The 14,929-nt window shown below is 69.6% G+C and carries 14 protein-coding genes; 10 read left to right on the top strand and 4 right to left on the bottom strand.

The features are described 5' to 3' along the window. Positions 1–25: 25 nt before the first annotated feature. Genes IBL26_RS06085 through IBL26_RS06070 form a run of 4 tightly spaced genes read right to left on the bottom strand, consistent with a single transcriptional unit; the run spans position 26 to position 4,708 of the window. Positions 26–1,462, bottom strand: a complete 1,437-nt coding sequence (locus IBL26_RS06085; protein WP_187783576.1) for an ABC transporter ATP-binding protein — start codon at positions 1,460–1,462, stop codon at positions 26–28. Beyond that, a complete protein-coding gene (locus IBL26_RS06080; protein WP_187783575.1) occupies positions 1,459–2,235 on the bottom strand; it encodes an ABC transporter permease in 777 nt (258 codons plus the stop codon). The genes IBL26_RS06085 and IBL26_RS06080 overlap by 4 nt, the downstream gene beginning before the upstream one ends. Then, positions 2,232–3,182 (bottom strand): ABC transporter permease, encoded by a 951-nt coding sequence (locus IBL26_RS06075; protein ID WP_187783574.1) that lies wholly within the window; start codon positions 3,180–3,182, stop codon positions 2,232–2,234. Before IBL26_RS06075 ends, IBL26_RS06080 begins: the two co-directional genes overlap by 4 nt. Continuing rightward, positions 3,170–4,708 (bottom strand): ABC transporter substrate-binding protein, encoded by a 1,539-nt coding sequence (locus tag IBL26_RS06070; protein WP_187783573.1) that lies wholly within the window; start codon positions 4,706–4,708, stop codon positions 3,170–3,172. The genes IBL26_RS06075 and IBL26_RS06070 overlap by 13 nt, the downstream gene beginning before the upstream one ends. 237 nt (positions 4,709–4,945) lie before the next feature. Here IBL26_RS06070 and IBL26_RS06065 point away from each other — a divergent pair, with 237 nt between their 5' ends. From IBL26_RS06065 to IBL26_RS06020, 10 genes are all read left to right on the top strand, one after another. After that, positions 4,946–5,701: a GGDEF domain-containing protein gene (locus IBL26_RS06065; RefSeq protein WP_187783572.1), complete on the top strand. Its 756-nt coding sequence runs from the start codon at positions 4,946–4,948 to the stop codon at positions 5,699–5,701. A 402-nt stretch (positions 5,702–6,103) separates the two neighbouring features. After that, a complete protein-coding gene (locus tag IBL26_RS06060; protein ID WP_187783571.1) occupies positions 6,104–7,279 on the top strand; it encodes a zinc-dependent alcohol dehydrogenase in 1,176 nt (391 codons plus the stop codon). Between the two features lie 20 nt (positions 7,280–7,299). Then, the gene (locus IBL26_RS06055) at positions 7,300–7,797 is read left to right on the top strand and encodes a hypothetical protein (RefSeq protein WP_206684152.1); all 498 of its coding nucleotides are present in this window, start codon (positions 7,300–7,302) and stop codon (positions 7,795–7,797) included. Positions 7,798–7,817: 20 nt separating this feature from the next. Next, positions 7,818–8,747, top strand: a complete 930-nt coding sequence (locus IBL26_RS06050; protein ID WP_367615379.1) for an AraC family transcriptional regulator — start codon at positions 7,818–7,820, stop codon at positions 8,745–8,747. Positions 8,748–8,783: 36 nt separating this feature from the next. After that, positions 8,784–9,194 carry a DUF2000 family protein gene (locus IBL26_RS06045; RefSeq protein WP_187783569.1) on the top strand — a complete coding sequence of 137 codons (411 nt, stop codon included), beginning with the start codon at positions 8,784–8,786 and terminating at the stop codon, positions 9,192–9,194. A gap of 153 nt (positions 9,195–9,347) precedes the next feature. After that, the gene (locus tag IBL26_RS06040; RefSeq protein WP_187783568.1) at positions 9,348–10,190 is read left to right on the top strand and encodes an IclR family transcriptional regulator; all 843 of its coding nucleotides are present in this window, start codon (positions 9,348–9,350) and stop codon (positions 10,188–10,190) included. A 141-nt stretch (positions 10,191–10,331) separates the two neighbouring features. After that, a complete protein-coding gene (locus tag IBL26_RS06035) occupies positions 10,332–11,525 on the top strand; it encodes a CaiB/BaiF CoA transferase family protein (RefSeq protein ID WP_187783567.1) in 1,194 nt (397 codons plus the stop codon). Between the two features lie 10 nt (positions 11,526–11,535). Continuing rightward, complete coding sequence (locus IBL26_RS06030; protein WP_187783566.1) at positions 11,536–12,339, top strand: enoyl-CoA hydratase; 804 nt, start codon at positions 11,536–11,538, stop codon at positions 12,337–12,339. Between the two features lie 4 nt (positions 12,340–12,343). Further along, complete coding sequence (locus IBL26_RS06025; RefSeq protein WP_187783565.1) at positions 12,344–13,258, top strand: alpha/beta fold hydrolase; 915 nt, start codon at positions 12,344–12,346, stop codon at positions 13,256–13,258. A gap of 38 nt (positions 13,259–13,296) precedes the next feature. Beyond that, on the top strand, positions 13,297–14,868 hold the full coding sequence (locus tag IBL26_RS06020; protein ID WP_187783564.1) for an ABC transporter substrate-binding protein: 1,572 nt from the start codon (positions 13,297–13,299) through the stop codon (positions 14,866–14,868). Positions 14,869–14,929 lie beyond the last annotated feature (61 nt).

The raw sequence follows: 14,929 nt of genomic DNA, 5'->3' as shown, positions 1-14,929 counted from the left end.
ACCCGGTTCTACGAAGGGTGTGCCATCATACCCGAAAAACGGATGCTGTCTTGTCCAACCTTATCCTGGGGTTTCGCGGCGGCAGGGTCACCACCTGCCCGGCCACTTTGTTGGCCAGCGCGGCATCATGCGTCACCACCAATAGCGCCGTGCCATACTCCTGCACGGTCTCGAGCAGCAGCTGCATCACCTCCGCCTGGGTCAGCGGGTCGAGGCGGGAGGTTGCCTCATCGGCGAATAGCAGCGCCGGGCGTAGCAACAAGGTCCTCAGCAGGCTGAAGCGTTGCAGCTCTCCGCCGGAGACTTCTGTTGGCCGCCGATGCAACAGGCCGGCGTCCAGCCGCAGGCGGGGCAGCAGCGCATGGGTGGCGCTCGGTGCCAGCCCGTGCCGGCGGCACAATTCGGCAATGCCGGCGCCCAATGTCTGATGCGGCGCAAAGGCGGCCAGCGGGTCCTGGTACAGCTTCTGCAGGCCCAGCGGCCCAGCCCACTCCGCGCGGCGCACGATACCTGAATCCGGCAGCGTCATGCCCAGCAGCACATCGCCCAGCGTCGTCTTGCCGCAGCCGCTGGGGCCGGCGATGGCGACGACGTCGCTCTCCGCCACCTCCAGGTCCAGGCCGTCGAACAATTCCCGGCCGCCCAGCTGCTTCCGCAGGCCCTGCCCGGCCGCCACGGTCCGGCCGGGCTGGCGGCGGGGCCAGGCGGCCCAGCGCTCCGGCTCGGCCGCCACCAATTTCTGTGTGTAGTCATGCCGGGGCGCGTCCAGCAGCGTGGGCAATGCACCGCTTTCCACCACCTGCCCTGCCAGCATGACGATGGCCTGGCCGCCCAGCAGGCGGGCCAGCGTCACGTCATGGGTAATGACCAGCAGCATCCGCCCGGCTTCGGCCTCGGCCCGCAGCAGCGCGCCGGCGGTGTCGCGCAGCGCGGCATCCAGCCCTTTCGTCGGCTCGTCGGCAATCAGCATCCGTGCGCCGGCCGCCTGGGTCGCCGCCAGCGCCACGCGCTGGCTCATGCCGCCGGAAAGCTGGAAGGGAAAGCGCCGCGCGGCGCCGCCCAGCCCCAGCCGCGACAGGCGCGCCGCCGTCCGGCTGGCGGCAACCGATGGTGTCTGTCGGTGCACGAGGCGGTCCACCTCCTCCACCTGCGCCGCCGCACGCATGCTGGGGTCCAGCGCCGCCCAGGGTTCCTGCGGCAGCATGGCGACATCCCGGCCCCACAGCGCCCGGCGCTCGCGTGCCGCCAGCTTCAGGATGTCCTGGCCATCCAGCACGATGCGGCCTTCGGCGCGCAGGCCAGGCGGCAGCACGCCCATGATGGCCTGAGCCAGCAGCGACTTGCCGGAGCCGGTCTCGCCCAGCAGTACCAGCGGCTCCCCAGGCCGCAGGGCGAAGCTGGCCGGGTGCACCAGCACGCCATCCGGCCCCAGGATGCGCAGGTGTTCAACGATGAGGCTCATGCGCGCTCCCGCCCCGCCAGCAGATGCAAGCCGAGCACGGTGGTGAAGATCAGGATGGCCGGCAGCAGCAACGCCAGCGGCGCTTCGGCGTAGTAGGGCAACAGTTCGGTCATCATGCTGCCCCACTCCGGCACCGGCGGCCGGGCGCCCACACCGATAAAGGCCAGCGCCGCGATGGTGGTCACGGCCGTGCCGGCGGCGAAGGCGAACAACGTGGCCGCCAGCGGCGCCACTTCAGGCCACAAGTGGCGCCGCAAAATATGCCCGGCGCCGAAGCCCAGCAGCCGCGCCGCCTGCACCTGCGGCCGGGCCATGACCGCGGCGGCGCCGTTGCGGGCAATGCGGAAGAACTCCACCCACAGCGACAAGGCGAGGCCAAGATACAGCGGCAGGAACTCGCCGGGCGCGAAGGCGGTGAACAGCACCACCAGCAGCAGCCCAGGCAGTGCCTGCACCGCATCGGCCAGGCCCAGCAACAACCGCTCCAGCACCCCGCCCCGCAGCGCCGCCACCAGGCCGAGCAGGATGCCCGGCACCGCCGCCGCCAGCGCCGCCAGCAGCGCGAAGCCGAAGGACAGCCGGGCGCCTGCCGCCAGCCGGGCCAACAGGTCTCGCCCCAGATGGTCGGTACCCAGCGGGTAGGCGCCGCCAGGGGGTAGCAGCGTGTCGGAGAGGTTCTGGCGCAACGGGTCCGCCCCATGCAGCGGCCCCAGCAGCGCGAAGGCGATGACGGCGGCCAGCAGCGCGCCGCCCAGCAGGCGCTTGCGGCTCATGCCCGCGCCCCCTGCCGGCGCGGGTCCAGTGCCCAGCAGGCCAGATCGGTCGCCGCGTTCAGGCCGACGAACAACAGGCCCATCAGCAGCGCCGTGCCCTGTACCATCGGGATGTCCCGCCCCAGCACCGCATGCACCAGCGCGTGGCCGATGCCAGGCCACGCGAACAACGATTCCACCACGACGACGCCCTCGATCAGCGTGACCAGTTGCAGGCCCAGATAGGCGATGACGGGGATGGAGGCGTTGCGCAGCCCGTGCCGGCGGAACGCGCTGGCATCCGACAGCCCTTTCATCCGCGCGAAGGCGAAGTAGGGCGAGGCCACCACCGCCGCGACCGCATCCCGCGTGACGCGGGACGACGCGGCGGCGAGCCCCAGCGCCAGGGTCAGCGCCGGCAGGATCACTTCCCGCCAGCCGCCGACGCCGGCCACCGGCAGCCAGTCCCACTCCACGGCGAGCACCAGCATCAGCGCGATGCCGATGACGAAGGCCGGTACCGCTCGCAGCGCCGCTGCCAGCGCCAGCGCGCCGCCATCCAGCCAGCCGCCTGGCCGCAGCCCCGTCAGCACCCCCAGCGGCGGCCCCAGCAGCAGTGAGAACGCCAGCGCCACCACCGAGAGCAGCAGCGTGTGCCCCAGCTGCACGCTGAGCAGGTCCAGCACCGCCTCCCCCGAGGCGAGCGAGACGCCGAGATCCAGCCGCGCCAGATCGGCGAACCAGGCGCCGAGTTGCAGCAACCAGGGGCGGTCCAGCCCCAGCTCCTGCCGCACGGCCTCCGCCGCCGCGCTGTCCACCAGATCGTAGCCATAGCGGCTGGCGGCGACGCGGTAGGCCATGTCCCCCGGCAGCAGCCGCACCATCAGGAAGCAGGAGGCGCCGACCAGCAAAGCCACCAGCAGGGCCTGGACGGCCCGGCCGCCCAGCGCGCGCATCAACTCACCCATCTTGCACCCGCCACGCGGTAGGAGATCTCCAACGGATCGACCGTCAGCCCGCCGACGCGCTTGGACACTGCCGTCGCCAGGTCGAACCAGCTGACCGGGATGACCGGTAGTTCGTCCTGCAGGATGGTCGAGGCACGGCCACGCAGCGCCGCGCGCTCCGCTGCGTCGGCGGTCGCGCCCAGTTCCTCCAGCAGCGCGGTCAGTGCCGGGCTGGACCAGTTCATGGCGCCCCAGTCGCCGCCCTGCGGCCTGTAATCCTGCAGCAGCGTGCCCAGCGGGTCCGGCACCAGGGAGAAGTTGCGCGCCATCAACGCGGCTTCCAGCGTACCGTCGCGGTGCCCGGCCGGAATCTCGCCGCTGTTGACGACGGCGACCTTCATATCGATGCCGACTTCCCGCAGCTGCGCCTGCATGGCGGTGGCCAGACCCGGCAGTTCTGGCCGGTCGGAGAAAGTGCGGAGGGTGAAGCGGAACGGCGCGCCGTCGCGCACCAGCAGGCCATCCGGCCCCGGCTGCCAGCCGAGCGCACCGAGCAGCCGCCGCGCTTCCGCCACGTCCCGCCGCAGCGGCGGCAGGGACGGCACGTGCCATTCCGCCATGCTGGCCGGAAACATCTGCGTGGCGGCGGAGGCGGGCGAGCGCAGCAGCGCCGCCGCCATGCCGGCGCGGTCCAGCGCCAGGCTGACGGCCCGCCGCGCCCGCACATCATTGAACAGGGGCGAGGCGCAGTTCAGCTTGATCAACCGGGTGCGCGGGATGGGCTGTACGCGGATATCGAGGCGTGGATTGCGCCGCAACCGCTCCACCGTTTCCGGCGCCAGCTGCGCCACCATCTCGGCCTGCCCGCCTTCGGCCATTGCCGCGCGGGTCTCGCCCCGGCCGGCGGCTAGGTAGCTGGCGCGGGCGAAGGCTGGCGGCGGCCCGTCCCAGTGATCGGAACGCTCGGTCTCCAGCCGCTGGGGCGCCAGCAGCCGTGCCACCTTGTACGGCCCGCTGCCGATGACGGCGCGCACCGCCTCCCCCTCGAACGAAGCTGGCGCCAGGATGGCGGTACTGTAGTGGGCCAGGAAGGCGGTCAGCGAGACGAAGGGGCGGCGGGTGCGGATGACGATACCCCCCGCCTCGACGGCAATGCTCTCGATCGGGATGTTGCCGAGTACCCCGGTCTGCCGTCGCGCGCGATCCAGGCAGAAGGCGACGGCCTCGGCGGTAACCGAGGTGCCGTCGTGGAAACGGGCGTCAGGGCGCAGTTCGAAGCGCCACGTCAGCCGGTCTTCGGACAGGGTCCAGGCGCGGGCGAGCTGCGGCACCGGCAGGCCGCCATCATCGGCGCCGGTCAGCGTCTCCACCACCTGCATGCGGGCGAAGACATAGCCGGAGCGGGAGGGGTCCAGCCCATTGATCTCCTGCGAGGTGACGACGCGGAAGGTGTCCGACGCCGGTTGTGCGGCGGCGGCACGGGGCAGGAAAGGCAGGCCGGCCGCGGAAGCGAGCAAGGCACGGCGTGGGAGGATGGCTGCTGTCATGGGTCACGGCATGAATGAAACGTTATAACATGACAAGACCTAAAAGCGGAGGATGGACGGAACCTTGGCCCTGGCGGCACGCGCCGACGTTCATCAATGGTTAAGGGGGCCACGTTACCCAGCGTGGGCGCGGAGCTCACCCCCGATATCACGGGTTGGTGAGCCATCACGCGATGCGGTATGGTCCCTGTCCGGCGTGGCGGTATCCGCGCATCCTCGATGGACGTCCCGAAGCCCTTGAAGCGGATCTTCAGCCCCGTCATCCGTAACCGCCGGGACCTGGCCCGCTATCTGCTTCTTGCCACCGCGTCCGCGATCGGTACCGCGCTGCTGGTGGACGTGGCGCAGCAGCTGATCTTTTTCACGGATTGGGAAACGGCCATCCGCTCCTGGGTCGTCACCATCCTGGTGGCCTCGGTCATCGCCCTGCCCCTGCTGGGCAGCCTGGGCTACGCCCACCTGAACCTGTGGCGCGCCCAGGTGCAGCTGGAGCTGCTGAGCCGTACCGACGACCTGACCGGCCTGCCCAACCGCCGCGCCGTGCTCTCCGCCTTCCAGCGGCATAACGAACGCGACACCGCGCTGGTGCTGATCGACGTGGACCATTTCAAGCGCATCAACGACACCCATGGCCACGGCGTCGGCGATGCCACGTTGCAGCAACTGGCCGGTGTGCTGGTTGAGGAGCTGGATGGCCTGGGCCTGGTCGGCCGTGTCGGTGGCGAGGAATTCGCCTTCGTAGCCTGGAAGCAGTCATCGGCGGCGCTGGCGCAGCGGCTTGACCGGCTGGCGCGGCGCCTTTCCACCCGGCCTTTCCTGATCGATGGCATCACCGTGCCGGTCACCGTCTCCGCCGGCGTGGCGCTGTGCCAGGGGCGGGATTTCGACACGGTGTACCAGGAGGCGGACCACGCCCTCTACGGTGCCAAGAACGCAGGGCGGAACCAGGTCCGCCTCGCCGGGCCGGCCAGTGTGATCCGCTCGCACGGGTAAGCCACCGTAGGCTGATCCATCGCGGGTGTCGGTATTTATGCGTCGCACAAGCCAGGAGCGTGAACGGCACCTATGCTGCCGAGCGTACTACCGGGTGAGTGAACGGAGATTCCAAAGTTCCCAGCTGAAGGTATGCTGTGTCGGGAACTTGGGCACGGCAGCAAGCAGGATAATGTCCCCCCGCTGCATCCGGCCGCATGCCGGGATGAAGGATGCATTCTGATTCCATCAACTCAGGAAATCATAGCCCAGCTACAGGCAGGTTACGGAATCCATTGCGGATAATTCCGCATTCGGAAGAACATTCGCCACGAAACGCCTGCGCGAATCCATCGTTCTGTGACAGGTGCGGCAGTGCGTAGCTGCCGGGATGCGCCCTCACGAATGGGATGGGACCCTGCAATGAAAGCTCTCGTATGGCACGGTAAACAGGATATCCGCTGTGATCAGGTCTCCGATCCGGGGATCGAAGATCCGCGCGACGCCATCATCAAAGTCACAAGCTGCGCCATATGCGGCTCCGACCTGCACCTGTTCCATAACTTCATCCCCGCGATGAAGAATGGCGACATCATGGGGCACGAGATGATGGGCGAGGTGGTGGAGGTCGGCAGCGAGGCCAAGGGCAAGCTCAAGAAGGGCGACCGTATCGTGGTGCCCTTCACCATCATCTGCGGCCAGTGCGACCAGTGCCGGCGCGGCAATTTCTCGGTCTGCGAGCGCAGCAACCGGAACAAGGAAATGGCCGACAAGGTCTATGGCCACAGCACGGCCGGCCTGTTCGGCTATACTCACCTCACCGGCGGCTACCCGGGCGGCCAGGCCGAATACCTGCGCGTGCCCTTCGCCGATGCCACGCATATCAAGGTGCCGGACAACCTGACGGACGAGCAGGTGCTGTTCCTCGGCGACATCTTCCCCACTGGTTGGCAGGCTGCGGCACATTGCGACATCGAGCCAACGGACACGGTGGCGGTCTGGGGCTGCGGCCCGGTGGGGCAGATGGCCATCCGCAGCGCCATCCTGCTCGGCGCCCGCCAGGTGGTGGCGATCGACTGCATTCCAGAGCGCCTCTCCATGGCGCAGGCCGGCGGCGCGATCACCATCAACTTCGAGACGGAAAGCGTCATCGAGCGGTTGAACGACCTGACCTCGGGCAAGGGGCCAGAAAAATGCATTGACGCGGTGGGGCTTGAATCCCACGTCTCGATGGGCCAGCCCGATACGTTGCTCGACCGCGCGAAGCAGGCGGTGATGATGGAGAGCGACCGCCCGCACGTGGTGCGGGAGATGATCTATGTCTGCCGCCCCGGCGGCATCATCTCCATCCCCGGCGTCTATAGCGGGCTGGTGGACAAGATTCCGCTCGGTATCGCCATGAACAAGGGCCTCAGCTTCCGCATGGGCCAGACGCATGTGAACCGCTGGACCGACGACCTGCTCCGCCGCATCGAGGAGGGGCAGATCGATCCGTCCTTCGTCATCACCCATACCGCGCGTCTCGAAGACGGACCCGAGATGTACAAGATGTTCCGCGACAAGCAGGACAGCTGCATCAAGGTCGTTCTCAAGCCCTGAGGTGTTCCATGAACATGTTGATGAAATCCGCTCGCTCCCCCGGCGACCCGAGGGTCATTTCCACCGGCCCCGGCACGCTCGCGTCGCCGGACCAGTTGGCGCGGGGCCTCGGCTGGTTCAGCATCGGCCTCGGCATGCTGGAGCTGTTCGGCGCCCACCGCGTGGCCCGCACCCTGGGGCTGGAAGGGTCCGAATGGATGATCCGCGCCTGTGGGGCGCGGGAGATCGGCAGCGGCGTGGCATGCCTTTCAGTCAACCCAGCGCCGGGCGTGGCCGCCCGCATTGCCGGGGATGCGCTGGATATCGCCACGCTGGCCGTCGCTGCCCAGCAGGATGATCCGCGGCGCGGCAATGCGCAGCTCGCGTTGCTGGCGGTGCTCGGCATCACGGTGCTGGATGTCATCTGCCACCAGGGGCTGACGGCGCGGCACGCACGGCAGCCGGGCCCCGGGCGGGATTACCGCGATCGCTCCGGCTTCCCGAAGGGCCTTGCCCACGCGCGGAACGCCCAGGTCTAACCTGCGCCATCACGTAGGGCGTGGCCTCGCTCCGGCGGGGCCACCTGGGCTATCGTGGCCGATGCCATGACACTGCCGCCACGCCCCCTGCCCCCGCCGCGCGCATGCTGACGCCGCCGGACCGTGTCCGCCTGGCGCATGACGCGGCGACGGGCGTCGAGGCGATCCAGGCCCGCTTCGCCGCCCATGCCTACGACCTGCACCGCCACGACGACTGGCTGGTCGGCGTCACCGACCACGGCGTGCAGGACTTCCTCTGCCGGGGCGCGCGCCGCCTCAGCACCCCCGGCCGCGTCATCCTCATCGAGCCGCAGGAGGCGCATGACGGCCAGGCCGGGGCGGAGGGTGGTTTCTCCTACCGCATGCTGTACCTGCCCAGGACCTGGCTGCGGGCCGGGCTGGCGGACACGCCGGGCACCAGCCCACGCTTCGCCGCCAGCCTCTGCGACGATCCCGAACTGGGCGCCGCCATCCGCCACGCCTGCGCCGCCCTCTCCGCGCCTGCCGAGCGCCTCGCGCGCGATGCGGCGCTGGACGCGGTGCTGGCCCGCCTGCGCCCGCATTTGGGCCCTGCCCCCCGCGTGGCATCGGGTGGCCGCGCCGCCAGGGTGGCCCGGCTGGCGCGGGAGGTGTTGCATGACGACGTGGCGGCGGACATCGGCGCCGATGCGTTGGCGCAGGCGGCGGGGGCGGCGGACCGTTTCCAGCTGGCGCGGGCCTTCCGCGCTGCCTACGGCACCTCGCCCCACGCCTATCTGTTGCAGCTGCGGCTGCTGCTGGCCCGCCGCCTGCTGGCCGGGGGCGAGCGGCCGGCCGCCGCCGCCGCTGCCTGCGGCTTCGCCGACCAGAGCCATCTCGGCCGCCGCTTCCGCCAGGCCTACGGCGTGACTCCCGCCGCCTTCCGCGCCTTGTGCACGGATGTTCCAGACGATGCCGCCCACTTCGCCTGACATGCCGGCCCCATTTGCAAGGAAGGCAAGAGCGAGATGGTGTTCGACACGAAGGTGGCCATCCTGGTGCTGGATGATCTGGCGGTCTGGCAGAAGCTGAACGTCACGGCCTTCCTGGCCACCGGCATCGCCGGCGGCGCCCCCGAAGCCATGGGCGAGCCCTATGAGGACGCCGCTGGCCGCCAGCACGCCCGGCTGCTGGGCCAGCCGATGCTGATCTTCGCCGCCGGGGCCGGGACGCTGCAGCGGGCGTGGCGGCAGGGCATCGAGCGTGGCCTCAGCCGCGCGGTCTATGTCCGCGCCATGTTCTCCACCGGCCATGATGCCGCCAACCGCGCCGCCTTCCTGCTGGAGCCGGCCGAGGCGCCGGACCTTGTCGGACTGGCGCTGCGCGGCCCCAGGAAGGACTTGGACAAGGCCACCAAGGGGGCATCCCTGCACCCGTGACGTGGTGGACCTGTGGAGCGTTGCGCAACCGTCATCATTGTCATGGGCGGCGCCCCGCGCTCTACTCCCCACATCCGCCGCCCGGTCCGTCCCGTGACATGGGCGGTGTGCCCGGGCCCCTGCCCGCGGCGGCATGCCGGGAGATGGAAGGCGATGGCGGCACCCCCTTCGCAGCGGCCGAGAGCCCCAGGCCGAGACGGCGACGCCGAGGAAGGCGGTGCCGGCATCAGCGTCGTCTCCCGCGTCGTGGCTGTGCTGCGGGCCTTCGCCGAAGGCGGGGCCAGCGTGTCGATCAAGGACCTGTCGGAACAGGTCGGGCTGGCGCCCAGCACGTTGCACCGGTTGCTGGACCAGCTGGTGGCGGCGGGGTTGATCGACCGCACCAGCGCCCGGCGCTACCGCGTCAGCAACGAGTTCAGCCGCATCGGCGCGCTGGCCGCCCGCAAGTCCGGCGTCCTGCGCCTGGCACGACCGGTTATCCAGGAAGTGACGCGGCGGACGACCGAAACCTGCATGTTCGGCATGCTGCTGCCGCAGACGCTGACGATGATGTTCATCGACAAGACGTCCTCGCCGCTGCCGATGCCCTATACGGTCCGTATGCACCAGGCGCGCTCCCTGCTCTGGGGCGCCACGGGCCTGTGCCTGCTGGCGTGGCTGACCCCGCCGGAGGTGGAGCGTGTGCTGGGCCGTGGGGAGCGTTCGCCTGTCGATGGCCATACCCCGCCGGACGAGGCGGTGCTGATGCAGCGCCTGGCCGAGATCCGGGCCCGCGGCTACGCCCTGACGCGCGGCGAGCAGACGCATGGCGCCGTGGGCATGGCCGCACCGGTGTTCGGCGCCGGCCGCGCCATTATCGGCGATCTCTGCATCACCTTGCCGCAGTCGCGCTTCTCGGCCGCCGACGAGGGCCGCTTTGCCCAGTTGCTGATACAGCGGGCGATGGAGCTTTCCCGGTTGAACGGCCACCTGCCGGGCCCCCGGCCCGCCGGCTGACCGCATATTCCGCTGGGCGGAATGACGCCGCTCCTGGCCGTTGATCGCGCCGCCAGGGTCGTCCTAGCGTTCCGGTGACGCCGCCGAACGGGGATGCATTGATCCCGCCGGCCGGGCCGATCGTCGGAGGGGACCATCACCATGCCGCGCCTGCCGCTCTCCCGCTTCCGCGTGCTGGACCTGACTTCGCACCGCGCCGGTCCCACCACTGCCCGCCAGTTGGCCGACTGGGGCGCCGACGTCATCAAGATCGAGCCCCCCGCGTCGCTGGATGACGAGGCCGGCGGCAGCCTCATTGGCATGCGGCATGGCTCCGACTTCCAGAACCTGCACCGCAACAAGCGCAGCCTGACGCTGAACCTGAAGTCGCCCGAGGGGCGCGCGATCTTCTTCAAGCTGGTCGAGACCGCCGACGTGGTGCTGGAGAATTACCGCTCGGACGTGAAGTACCGGCTGGAGGTGGATTACGAGGCGGTGCGCCGCGTCAATCCTCGCATCGTCTATGGCAGCATCGCCGGGTTTGGCCAGGATGGCCCCTACGCCACACGCCCCGGCGTGGACCAGATCGCCCAGGGCATGGGCGGGCTGATGTCCGTCACCGGCCAGCCGGGACAGGGGCCGACGCGTGTCGGCATTCCCATCGCCGATCTCTGCTCCGGCCATTTCCTCGCCCAGGGCGTGCTGATCGCGCTGCTGGACCGGGAGCATACCGGGGAAGGGCAATGGGTGCACACCTCCTTGCTGGAGGCGCAGATCGCCATGCTGGACTTCCAGGTCAGCCGCTGGCTGATCGACGGCGAAGTTCCCGGCCAGGCTGGCAACGACCACCCGACCAGCACGCCGACCGGTGTGTTCCCCACCAGCGACGGCCACGTGAACATCGCCGCCGCCGGGGACCGGCTGTACCGCCGCTTCTGCGAGGCGATCGGCCGGCCGGACATGCTGACCCATCCGGACTACACGACCAGCGGTTCACGCCGCCGCAACCGCGCCGCCCTGAACGCCACCATCGCCGAATACACCAGCACGCGCACCAGCGCCGAGCTGGTGGAAGCCATGACCCGCGCCGGCGTGCCCTGCGGGCCGATCAACACCATCGATCAGGTCTTCGCCGACCCGCAAGTGCAGCATCTTGGCATCGCAAAAACGGTGGAGCACGGCACGCTCGGCACGCTGGGCGTGGTGGGGCAGCCCATCACCCTGTCCGCCGCACCCCAGCCGGCGGCGCTGCGGATGCCGACGCCGGAGCGCGGCGAGCACAGTGACGCCCTGCTGGAATCCCTGGGTTACGACGGCGCCGCCATCGACGGCCTGCGCGCGCGGCAGGTGATCTGAGCCGGCAGGGATGGAGGAGACACAGGATATGACAGGACAGATGCTGGCCGAGAAGACCGGCCCGATCGGCTGGATGACCTTCAGCAACCCGGCCAAGCGCAACGCCATGTCGCTGGAAATGTGGAGCGCGATGGCAGAGATCCTGGAGGATTTCGAGGCCGACGACGCCATCCGTGTCATCGTGATGCAGGGCGCGGGGGATCGCGCCTTCGTCTCCGGCGCCGATATCTCGCAGTTCGCCGCACAGCGGGCCGATGCCGAGACGGCGTCCCGCTACGCTGCCCTTTCGGATAGCGCGCGCCAGCGGCTGAACACGCTGCAAAAGCCGGTGATCGCCATGATCCGCGGCTACTGCTTGGGTGGCGGGCTGGGCATCGCCATGTCGGCCGACCTGCGCTTCGCGGCGGAGGATGCGCGCTTCGGCGTCCCGGCCGCCAATCTCGGCGCCGCGTATTCGTCGGACAGCCTGCGCCGGCTGGTCAACCTGGTCGGCCCCGCCGCCGCCAAGGACATCCTGTTCTCCGCCCGCCGGCTGGATGCGGCGGAAGCGCTGCGAATCGGCCTCGTCTCCCGCCTCGCGCCGCCAGCGGCGCTGGAGGGCGTGGTGCGTGACTACGCAATGACTCTGGCGGAAAAGGCACCGCTCTCGTTGCGGGCCTCCAAGGCTATCGTCAACGAGTTGATGAAGCCTGAAAGCCTGCAGGACGGCGCGATGATGCGCGCCCACGTCGCCACCTGCTTCGACAGCGCCGATTACACCGAGGGGCGCCGCGCCTTCATGGAGAAGCGCATGCCGGTCTTCACCGGGCGCTGATGCCATGACGCAGCCCCTTGCCCCCATTCCGCCTGACCTCGCCGCGCTGGGCGCCACGCCGGAAGCCATCCTGGCGCGGGTGGAAGCGCGGGCCGTGCTGGACTTCACGCCGTGCGGGAATGGCCAGATGGTCTGGCGCAGTTGGGGGGAGGGCGTGCCGCTGGTGCTGCTGCATGGCGGCTACGGCTCCTGGTCCCACTGGCTGCGCAACGTGCTGCCGCTGTCGCGGCACCGGCGCGTCATCGCCGCCGATCTGCCTGGCCTTGGCGGCTCGGCCACGCCGCCGGAACCGCACAGCGCCGAAAGCATCGCCGGGATCGTGGCAGCGGGGTTGGAACGGCTGCTGCCCGGGGATACGCCGCTGGAACTGGCGGGCTTCTCCTTCGGCGGCGTGGTGGGCGGGCATGTCGCGGCGCGGCTCGGCACGCGGCTGCGGCGCTTCGTCATCGTCGGCTCGAACGGCTTCGGCCTGAAGCGGGCGGAACTCGCGCCGATGGGCTCCTGGCGGCGCGCGGAGACGCGGGAGGCACGCCTGCAAGTCCACCGGCAGGCCCTGGGCACCATCATGTTCGCCGATGCCGCGCGGATCGACCCCGTGGCCCTGTCCCTGCAGGAAAGGAACGCAGAGGCCGGGCGCGTGCGCAGCCCCGCCATCAGCATCACCGACACGTTGCTGCGCGCCCTGCCCCATGTGCGCGCGCCGCTGGCTGGCATCTGGGGCGGCGAGGACAATATCGCACGCGGCCATATCGCCGAACGCCGCGCGGCGCTGCGGGGCGTCCAGCCCGGCGCCGATTTCCACATTGTTCCCGGTGCCGGGCACTGGGTGAGCTACGAGGCCGCGCCGGCCTTCAACGCCACCCTGCTGCGCGTGCTGGAAGGATCGGAGGCCACCGCCCCCGCATCGGCTGACCCGTGAGGTGACGACCGACTGAGCTGGAACCAGAGGAGTCCGCGATGACCTTCGTGAACCGCCTTGCCGCCGGAACCTTGGCTTTGCTGCTTCCGGCCAACCCCGTGCTGGCCGCCGATCTGCGCATCGCGCTGGCGGCACCGCCGACTTCGCTCGATCCGCATTTCCACAATAACGGCATCAACAACGCGCAGGCGCGGCATGTCTTCGACTCGCTGACCACGCAGGATGCCAACCAGCAAATCGGGCCCGGCCTCGCGGAATCCTGGGTGCTGCTGGATGATGTCACCTGGGAATTTCGCCTGCGGCGTGGCGTGGCCTTCCACGACGGCACGCCCTTCACCGCCGATGACGTCGCCTTCTCGCTCGAGCGCGCGCCGGACGTGCCGAACAGCCCCAGCTCCTTCGGCACCTTCACCAAGCAGATCAAGGGCTGGACCATCGTCGACCCGTACACCATCCGCCTGCATACGGATGGCCCGTCGCCGTTGCTGCCGATCGATGTCAGCGTCATCGCCATCATCTCCCGCCAGCATGGCACGAACGCTAGCACGGCGGATTACCAGAGCGGGCGGGCCACGATCGGCACCGGCCCTTACCGGCTGGCCGAGCACGTACCAGGCGACCGCATGGTCTACACCCGCAACGAGGCCTATTGGAACGGCGTGGAGCCGTGGAACAAGGTGACGTTCCGCATTACCCCCGTGGGGCCCGCACGCGTCGCCGCGCTGCTGGCAGGCGACGTCGACGTCATCGCCGAGGTGCCGACCACGGATAGCGCCCGGTTGCGCCAGCAGGTGAATGTCAGGCTGTGGTCCGGCGTCACCAACCGCATGACCTTCCTCTCGGTCGATGTGCATAACGAGGTCCCGATCGCGGGCAATATCTCGGACAATTCCGGCAACCCGCTGCCCCGCAACCCGATGCGCGACCTGCGTGTGCGCCAGGCGCTCTCCATGGCCATCGACCGCGATGCCATCGTCGAACGTGTGAACGAGGGCGAGGCCGTGCGCGCCGACCAGCTCGTGCCAGAACGCTTCTTCGGCTACAACCCAGCCATCAGGCCAGAAGTCACCAACCCGGAGGGTGCCCGCCGCCTGCTGGCCGAGGCCGGCTATCCCGATGGCTTTCGCGTGGTGCTGCACACCAGCAACGACCGCATCGTGAATGCCACGCGCACCGTGCAGGTCATCGCGCAGATGTGGGGCCGCATCGGCATCCGCACGACGGTCGAGACGATGCCGCACACCGTCTATAGCGGCCGCACGGCGCGCAACGAACTCTCCCAGATGCTGCACAGCTGGGGCGCCGGTACGGGGGAGGCCTCGGGCACTCTCGTCGGCATCGCGTACACGCGGGGCGGCGCCTATGGCGGTTCCAATCGCGGCCGCTATTCCAACCCGCAGGTCGACGCCGCGATCCGCCAGGCGCTGGTGACGGTGGATGAGGATAAGCGGCGCGCGATCCTGCAGGACACCATGGCGGCCGTGATGGCCGACCGGGCAATCATTCCCCTGGTGTTCTGGGTCTCCACCTGGGCCACGTCGCGGGACCTCGTCTATACGCCGCAGGCCAACCAGGCCACGCTGGCCATGGCGCTGCGGCGGGCGCCCTGACAACGAGTTTCGATCATCCGCGGCACAACCTGCCGCGCAAGCAACGATACCGGGATGGATA

Origin of the sequence: Teichococcus aerophilus (genome assembly GCF_014490485.1) — a bacterium.
GTDB lineage: Bacteria > Pseudomonadota > Alphaproteobacteria > Acetobacterales > Acetobacteraceae > Pseudoroseomonas > Pseudoroseomonas aerophila.
The sequence above is the reverse complement of the archived record's forward strand: the minus strand, read 5'-3'. Positions and strand labels throughout refer to the sequence as shown.